The following is a 7,254-nucleotide window of genomic DNA, read 5'->3' as shown; positions in this document are numbered from 1 at the left end:
CGGAGTGTCGGACCAGGTGACGGACGGGGTGTACGCGGTGGGCACGGACATGGCCCCCGGCAGGTACAAGACGGCGGGCGGCGGCAGCATCGGGATGTGCGCCTGGACGGTGTCCACGGATGGCAGCAAGGACTTCGACAAGGTCGTCGACGGCGGGTCGAGCGCCGGTCAGATGTACGCCACGGTGAAGGCGGGCCAGTACTTCGAGACCGTCGGCGGCTGCACCTGGACCACGGTCTGACCCTCGTGAGTGGCGATGGTCGCTATGGCGACCATCGCCACTCACCGGGGGTCAGGCGTTCCCGTCGAACAGGCTGGTGACCGAGCCGTCGTCGAAGACCTGGTGGATCGCCTCGGCGAGCAGCGGGGCGATCGGGAGCACGGTCATGGCCGGGAAGCGCTTCTCGTCCGGGATCGGCAGGGTGTCCGTGAAGATCACCTCGCGGGCACCGCAGGTGGAGAGCCGCTCGACCGCGGGCCCGGAGAGGACGCCGTGGGTGGCCGCGATGATCACGTCCTCCGCGCCCTCCTTGAGCAGGACCTCGGCGGTCTTCGCGACCGTGCCACCGGTGTCGATCATGTCGTCGATGACCACACAGGTCCGGCCCTGGACCTCGCCGACCACCCGGTTCGCCACGGCCTCGTTCGGCTTCAGCGGGTCCCGGGTCTTGTGGATGAACGCCAGCGGGGTGCCGCCGAGGGTCTCGGCCCAGCGCTCGGCCAGCCGCACGCGGCCGGAGTCCGGAGACACCACGGCCAGGTCCGCACCCGAGTAGCGCTCCTTGATGTGCCGCGCGAGCACCGGCAGGGCGAACAGGTGGTCCACCGGACCGTCGAAGAATCCCTGGATCTGGGACGTGTGCAGGTCGACCGTCATGATCCGGTCCGCCCCGGCCGTCTTGAACAGGTCCGCGACGAGCCGCGCCGTGATCGGCTCGCGGCCGCGGTGCTTCTTGTCCTGCCGCGCGTAGCCCCAGAACGGCATGACCACGGTGATCCGCTTGGCCGAGGCGCGCTTGAGCGCATCGACCATGATCAGCTGCTCCATGATCGCGTCGTTGATCGGCGCCGAGTGGGCCTGCAGGACGAACGCGTCGCACCCGCGGACGGACTCCTCGAAGCGGACGAAGATCTCGCCGTTCGCGAAGGAGTACGCCGACTGGGGGGTGATGGTGACGTCGAGCTCCTTGGCGACCTGCTCGGCCAGCTCGGGGTGCGTCCTCCCGGAGAAGAACATGAGGTTCTTCTTCGGCTGACCCGACATGGCACTCACTGTGCTGAGCCTCCTCGGCCGCTGTCGGCCGCCTCGTGGGCGGCCGCGTCGCTGGCCCGCGCGGCGGCCTCGGCCGCCGGCGTGCCGGGTCGCTTCCGTACGACCCATCCGTCGATGGTGCGCTGTGGCCCGGACGACACCGCGAGCGCCCCCGGTGGGACGTCCTCGCGGACCACGGTCCCGGCGCCCGTGTAGGCGCCGTCGCCGATGCTCACCGGCGCGATGAACATCGTGTCCGATCCGGTCCGGACATGGGAACCGATGGTCGTCCGGTTCTTGTTCACGCCGTCGTAGTTCACGAACACCGACGACGCGCCGATGTTGCTCTGCTCACCGATCGTCGCGTCCCCGACGTAGGTCAGGTGGGGGATCTTGCTGCCCCGCCCGATCTCCGCGTTCTTCGTCTCGACGAAGGTGCCGATCTTGCCGCCCTCGCCCAGCCGGGTGCCGGGCCGCAGGTAGGCGAACGGGCCCACGGTCGCGCCCGGTCCGATCCACGACGACGACCCGTGCGTGCGGACCACCGACGCCCCCTCGCCGACCTCGCAGTCGGTGAGGGTGGTGTCCGGGCCGACCGTCGCGCCGTCGCCGACCCTGGTGCGCCCACGCAGCTGCGTCCCGGGCTCGACGACGACGTCGCGACCCAGCGACACCTGCACGTCCAGCCAGGTCGTGGTGGGGTCCACGATGGTCGCGCCCGCCAGCATGGCCCGCCGCAGCGTCCGTCGGTTGAGCTCGGCGCGGACCTCCGCGAGCTGCACCCGGTCGTTCACGCCTGCGACCAGCCACGGGTCGTCGACGCGGACGGCCTCGACCCCGAGCCCGTCGGAGACCGCCAGCGCGACGAGGTCGGTCAGGTACAGCTCGCCCTGCGCGTTGTCCGTGCCCAGCCGGCTCAGTCCGGCGGCGAGGAAGGCCGCGTCGAAGGCGTAGACCCCGGAGTTGATCTCGGTGATCGCCTGCTGCTCGGGGGTGGCGTCCTTCTGCTCGACGATCGCGGTGACGCGTCCCTCGGATCGCACGATCCGACCGTAGCCGCTCGGGTCGGGCAGGTCGGTGGTCAGCAGCGTGACCGCTCCGGAGTGCGCCGCGAGCACCTGGCCGAAGGTCGAGGCGTCGAGGAGGGGGACGTCGCCGTAGGTGACCAGGACGGTGCCCGTCAGCCCGGCGGGCAGGGCGGCCAGCCCGCACCGGACGGCGTCGCCGGTCCCGTGCTGCTGCTCCTGGACACCCGTGTGGACCTCGCGGGCGATCTCGTCGGAGAGCAGGGCGAGCGCGGCGCCGACCTCCGTCCGGCCGTGTCCGACGACGACGGCGAGGTGCTCCGGTTCGAGCTCCGCCACGGCGTGCACGGCGTGCCCCAGCAGGCTCCGCCCGCCCAGCTCGTGCAGCACCTTCGGCGTGGTCGACCGCATCCGGGTGCCTTCCCCCGCGGCCAACACCACCGACGCGGTCGGTCGGGGAGAGTCGGGCATGAATGCTCCTTCGCGCCTCGGGTCCTCCGGCGCGGCGATCCTACGCGGGCCGGTCGTCACCGACCGCGCCCGCGCTCGTTGGCCCTCTCGGTCGAGACGTTCGGTACGGAAGGCGCACATGAGGAAGTGGCTCGTCGCGGCGGGGGCGCTCGCCGTCCTCGCCCTCGCACCGGGGACCGCGCTCGCGGGCCCAGGCGATCCCGCGCCGCCGCGGTGCACGGCGTGCGTGGACGTCGCGGCCAAGCAGGCCTGGCTGCTGCGCGACGGCGTCGTGGTCCGCGGTCCGGTCGCCGTCAGCCCCGGCGGGCAGGGCAAGGAGACCCCGCGCGGCGACTTCACGGTGGAGTGGAAGAACGTGAACCACCGCAGCAAGGAGTTCAACGACGCGTCGATGCCGTTCGCGGTCTTCTTCGCGCAGGGCGGCATCGGGTTCCACGAGGGGACGTTGGAGACCCCGTCCGCGGGCTGTGTGCGGCTGACCCGCGAGGAGGCCATCGAGTTCTACGACTTCCTCCAGGTCGGCGACGCCGTCCAGATCCGGTAGCCGACCGCTCGTCGTCCGCGGCCTACCGCCCGTCGCGGGTCGGCACGTCTCGGGTGTGTCGTGCGGGCGGACCGGGACTCCTGTGTGCAGAGACGTCCCGCGATCGGAGGCCCTGAACATGCCCACCCGCACGGCACGGACGGCCTGGAACGGTTCCCTCGAGGAGGGCTCCGGCCAGGTCGAGCTGACCAGCAGCAAGGTCGGCACGTACGAGGTCAGCTTCCCGAAGCGCGCCGCCGACGAGGCGGGGGGTACGACCAGCCCCGAGGAGCTGATCGCCGCCGCCCACTCGTCCTGCTACGCCATGCAGCTCTCGGCCCTCATCGGGCAGGAGGGCGCCACGCCCGAGTCGCTCGACGTGACCGCGGACGTGTCGCTCGGCCCGGACTCGGCGGGCGGCTTCCGCATCACCGGCATCGCGCTCACGGTCCGCGGTGAGGTGCCCGGCCTGGACGCGACCGCGTTCGAGAAGGCCGCGCAGAGCGCCAAGGAGAGCTGTCCGGTCAGCAAGGCCCTCACGGGCACCACGATCACGCTCGACGCAGCCCTGGAGTAGCTCCGGGGCGGGAGGAGACGACATGCGAACCATGCACGTCCTCAGGTGCACGGGGAACGGCCGCCAGGAGCCGCCGCCCCCGCCGCCGAAGCCGACCCACTGACCACGAGACGAGGGCCGTCCGCCGAGACCCGGCGGGCGGCCCTCGTCGTGTGCCCTTGCCCTCGGATCGGAATGCGGTCGGCCGGAGCAGAATGTGCGGACCTCAGACGGCGAACGCCCCGGCTGCCGGCAGCGTTGCAGTCTCTTGGTCCCACACAGGGTCAGCCGGCCGTCGACCCCGTCACGTCGATCTTCGTGATCATCAGCATCGGCACCGTCGTGCTCCCGCCGATCTGCGTGCCATAGGAGTACGACCCGACCACGGTCACCTCCGCCTTGAAGAGGTCGTCCTGCACCACCTGCGCCAGCGACACCCCCGACCCGGCACCGAGCACGGTATTCGTCTCGTAGTCCGCGTATCCGTACCTCACCTTGTGCGCCACGCCGTCCACGTTGGCTCGGAAGCCGTTGCTGCCCGTCGCGGAGTCGAACTGCTTGACCTCGCCGTAGACGACGATCCGCTCACCCTTGTGCGCCTCCGGATCCTTCGCGATGAGCAGCCACTCCCGTGCCGTGATCGTCTTCGCAGGCCCCGCGGCCACGGGTGCGACCGGGGCCGCGGAGGTCGTAGGCGCTGTGTGGGTCCTGACGGGCCCGGCCCCCGTCCCCGGCCACACCCTCGTCGAGCAGAGGTGCTGGGTGGCCAACCGGACGACGGCCTCCCCAGTCGCCTGCGACACCCGCTGTGCCGACGCGACCCCGGCCGCCACCGAGATGAACGTCTCGCCCTGCGGCTTCGCGCAGATCCCCTTGCCGACCTGGATGAGCGCGGCATCGTCGAGGTCGGCGAACCGGGGGGCAGCGGCACGTGTGGAGGCCATGAACTGACTCTCGGCTGCAGTGGTCGTCGACTCGGGCGAGCTGAGCGTGCCGATGAGCACGAACAACGTGGCGGCGAGGGCGAGCGCAGCCACGATCCCGCCGATCACGAAGGGGCGCTTCGACCTCCGCGGCGGCAGGCCGTTCGGCGAGTCGGTCGGGTGCTGCCGGCGCTGCTGCGGGATGCCGGGAGCGCCGTAGGTCGGCGGCTGGGATTGCATCCCGGCGGGCGGTCCGTAGGCCCCGTACTGCTGGGGCGGGGGCCCGTACGGCTGCTGCTGGGGTGGCTGCGTCACGCTCATCCATCGGTGTGACCTGTGGATCGTTACGGATCACACTGCGTCCCCGCCTGCTCCACGGCCCTCGCAGATCAGAACCCGAAGACAGCCCTGACCAGCCGCTCCGCCGCCAGGATTCGAACCTGGACCATCGGAACCAAAATCCGAGGTGCTGCCGTTACACCACGGCGGATCGCTGCTCCATCCTGTCACGGGCGACGTGATCTCCTCAGCCAGGTTGAGGAGATCCGCTCCACGGGGTTCCCGTGCGCAGGCCCAGGCGGGAAGGTGGAGGGGTGCTCAGCCTGCTGCCCGAACGTCTGGACAGGATGGTGCTGCTCGGCGCCCACTGCGACGACATCGCCGTCGGGGCTGGTGGCGCCCTGCTGGAGCTGTGCCGCGCCCATCCCGGGGTCGCGGTCACGGCGCTCGTCCTGACGGGCGGCGGGTCGCTGCGCGAGGAGGAGGAGCGGGCCGCGCTGACCGCCTTCTGCCCGGGGGCGAAGCTCGAGGTCGTGGTGCACGACCTGCCCGACGGGCGGCTCCCCGTCCGGTGGGAACGGGTCAGCCAGGCCCTGGAGGAGGTCCGCGGGCGCGGCGAGCCGGACCTCGTGCTGGCCCCGTCGGCGCACGACGCGCAGCCGGACCACAAGGTGCTGGCCGAGATCGTCCCGACGGTGTTCCGGGACCACCTCTCCCTCGGCTACGAGCTGCTGAGCTGGGAGGGCGACCTCGTGCAGCCGACGGCGTTCCTCCCGCTCGCCGAGCCCGTGCTGCGGGAGAAGATCGCCAAGCTGCACGAGCACTACGGCAGCCAGCAGGACCGCGCCTGGTTCGATCCCGAGACCTTCGCCGGGCTCGCCCGGGTGCGTGGGGTGCAGTGCCACGCGCGCTACGCCGAGGGCTTCCACCTGGGGCGGGTCGTGCTCGGCGTCGCGCCCCTGACGGGCCTCGACCCGGTGTAGGCGGAGGTTGCGGAGCCGACCGCCCGCCCCGGACACTCGGCTGCATGTGCCGCAACATCCGCACCCTGCACAACTTCGAGCCGCCCGCCACGACCGACGAGGTCCAGGCGGCCGCGCTGCAGTACGTGCGCAAGGTCAGTGGGTCCGCGAAGCCGTCACAGGCCAACCAGGAGGCCTTCGAGCGGGCCGTGGCGGAGATCGCCCACGTGACCCAGCACCTGCTCGCGGACCTGGTGACCACGGCCCCGCCGAAGGACCGCGGGGTGGAGGCCGCGAAGGCCCGTGCCCGCGCGCAGGAGCGCTACGCCCGCGACTAGGCGTGTCTCCCGATCCGGCGCCGCCGGGGGCGGCGTGGGCGCCGGGAGCGGTGGCGGCCGACGGAGCGTCACGGCCTAGTTTGGACGGGTGGTCCGTAGCTACCTCCGCTTCCCCCACCTCTCCGGCGACACCCTCGTGTTCGTGGCCGAGGACGACGTCTGGACGGCCCCCCTCGCGGGCGGCAGGGCGACCCGACTGACCGCGGACGGCGTCCCGGTCAAGAACCCGCGGTTCTCCCCGGACGGCTCGCTCGTGGCCTGGACGTCCGCGAAGGACGGTGCTCCGGAGGTCCGGGTGGCCGACGCGGACGGCGGCGCGGCCCGCCGCGTGACGTTCTGGGGCGACCTGCGGACCAGGCTGGCGGGCTGGACCCCGGACGGCCGGGTCGTGGCGACCTCCGCGACCCGCGAGCACACCTTCGCCAACACGTGGGCCTACGCGGTCCCCGCGCTCGGCGGGCGCCCCCACCGGCTCCCGTACGGCCCGGTCTCCGCGGTCTCCTACGCGGGCTCGGGCGTGCTGGTCGGCCGCACGATGGCCCGCGACATGGCCTGGTGGAAGCGCTACCGGGGCGGCACCGCGGGCAAGATCTGGTGGGACCCCGAGGGCGCCGGCGAGTTCACCCGGATCCTCACCGAGCTCGACGGGCAGCTGGACGCCCCGATGCTCGTCGCGCAGGGCGACGGCGCGACCAGGATCGCGTTCCTCTCCGACCACGAGGGCTGGGGCAACGTCTACTCGGTCGACCTGGCCGGGAACGGTCTGCGCAGGCACACGGACCACGGCGCGACCGTCGAGTTCTACGCCCGGCACGCGAGCACCGACGGCGAGCGGATCGTCTACGAGTCCGCGGGCGAGCTCTACCTCCTGGAGTCCCTGGACGCCGAACCGCAGCGGCTCGACGTCCGCCTCGCAGGCCCCCGC

Annotated in this window: 8 protein-coding genes, 1 tRNA gene and 1 pseudogene; 6 read left to right on the top strand and 4 right to left on the bottom strand. The window is 72.1% G+C overall.

The genetic code is table 11. The features are described 5' to 3' along the window. On the top strand, positions 1 to 241 hold a 241-nt coding region (locus tag H5J29_RS15135), incomplete at its 5' end, for an Rv1352/Rv1906c domain-containing protein (RefSeq protein WP_220187443.1). A gap of 51 nt (positions 242 to 292) precedes the next feature. On the opposite strand, the gene H5J29_RS15130 is transcribed toward H5J29_RS15135, so the two are convergent. Both H5J29_RS15130 and glmU read right to left on the bottom strand, forming a co-directional pair. After that, the gene (locus H5J29_RS15130) at positions 293 to 1,273 is read right to left on the bottom strand and encodes a ribose-phosphate diphosphokinase (RefSeq protein WP_181781599.1); all 981 of its coding nucleotides are present in this window, start codon (positions 1,271 to 1,273) and stop codon (positions 293 to 295) included. Further along, a complete protein-coding gene (glmU, locus tag H5J29_RS15125) occupies positions 1,270 to 2,748 on the bottom strand; it encodes a bifunctional UDP-N-acetylglucosamine diphosphorylase/glucosamine-1-phosphate N-acetyltransferase GlmU (protein WP_181781598.1) in 1,479 nt (492 codons plus the stop codon). Before glmU ends, H5J29_RS15130 begins: the two co-directional genes overlap by 4 nt. 118 nt (positions 2,749 to 2,866) lie before the next feature. Here glmU and H5J29_RS15120 point away from each other — a divergent pair, with 118 nt between their 5' ends. Together H5J29_RS15120 and H5J29_RS15115 are read left to right on the top strand one after the other, a co-directional pair. Continuing rightward, on the top strand, positions 2,867 to 3,292 hold the full coding sequence (locus H5J29_RS15120; protein ID WP_181781597.1) for a L,D-transpeptidase: 426 nt from the start codon (positions 2,867 to 2,869) through the stop codon (positions 3,290 to 3,292). Between the two features lie 118 nt (positions 3,293 to 3,410). Continuing rightward, complete coding sequence (locus H5J29_RS15115; RefSeq protein WP_181781596.1) at positions 3,411 to 3,848, top strand: OsmC family protein; 438 nt, start codon at positions 3,411 to 3,413, stop codon at positions 3,846 to 3,848. Between the two features lie 263 nt (positions 3,849 to 4,111). Here the strand turns inward: H5J29_RS15115 and H5J29_RS15110 are convergent, their stop codons facing one another. Both H5J29_RS15110 and H5J29_RS15105 read right to left on the bottom strand, forming a co-directional pair. After that, on the bottom strand, positions 4,112 to 5,065 hold the full coding sequence (locus H5J29_RS15110) for a DUF732 domain-containing protein (RefSeq protein WP_181781595.1): 954 nt from the start codon (positions 5,063 to 5,065) through the stop codon (positions 4,112 to 4,114). Positions 5,066 to 5,169: 104 nt separating this feature from the next. Continuing rightward, positions 5,170 to 5,240, bottom strand: a tRNA-Gln gene (locus tag H5J29_RS15105). A gap of 103 nt (positions 5,241 to 5,343) precedes the next feature. On the opposite strand from H5J29_RS15105, the gene H5J29_RS15100 reads away from it, so the two are divergent. The 3 genes and pseudogenes from H5J29_RS15100 to H5J29_RS15090 all read left to right on the top strand — a co-directional run. Next, positions 5,344 to 6,012 (top strand): PIG-L deacetylase family protein, encoded by a 669-nt coding sequence (locus H5J29_RS15100; protein ID WP_312858238.1) that lies wholly within the window; start codon positions 5,344 to 5,346, stop codon positions 6,010 to 6,012. Between the two features lie 44 nt (positions 6,013 to 6,056). Beyond that, complete coding sequence (locus H5J29_RS15095) at positions 6,057 to 6,329, top strand: DUF2277 domain-containing protein (RefSeq protein WP_181781594.1); 273 nt, start codon at positions 6,057 to 6,059, stop codon at positions 6,327 to 6,329. Positions 6,330 to 6,417: 88 nt separating this feature from the next. After that, positions 6,418 to 7,254: pseudogene (locus H5J29_RS15090) on the top strand (PD40 domain-containing protein); the annotation flags it as partial.

The organism is Pseudonocardia pini, assembly GCF_013870575.1.
GTDB lineage: Bacteria > Actinomycetota > Actinomycetes > Mycobacteriales > Pseudonocardiaceae > Pseudonocardia > Pseudonocardia pini.
Note: the sequence above shows the minus strand (reverse complement) of the source record. Positions and strands in the feature narration are given on the sequence as shown.

Excerpts from the sequence above, each read along its gene's own strand:
- glmU (WP_181781598.1), bottom strand. The coding sequence starts at position 2,748 with ATGCCCGACTCTCCCCGACCGACCGCGTCGGTGGTGTTGGCCGCGGGG.
- H5J29_RS15120 (WP_181781597.1), top strand. The coding sequence starts at position 2,867 with ATGAGGAAGTGGCTCGTCGCGGCGGGGGCGCTCGCCGTCCTCGCCCTC.
- H5J29_RS15115 (WP_181781596.1), top strand. The coding sequence starts at position 3,411 with ATGCCCACCCGCACGGCACGGACGGCCTGGAACGGTTCCCTCGAGGAG.
- H5J29_RS15095 (WP_181781594.1), top strand. The coding sequence starts at position 6,057 with ATGTGCCGCAACATCCGCACCCTGCACAACTTCGAGCCGCCCGCCACG.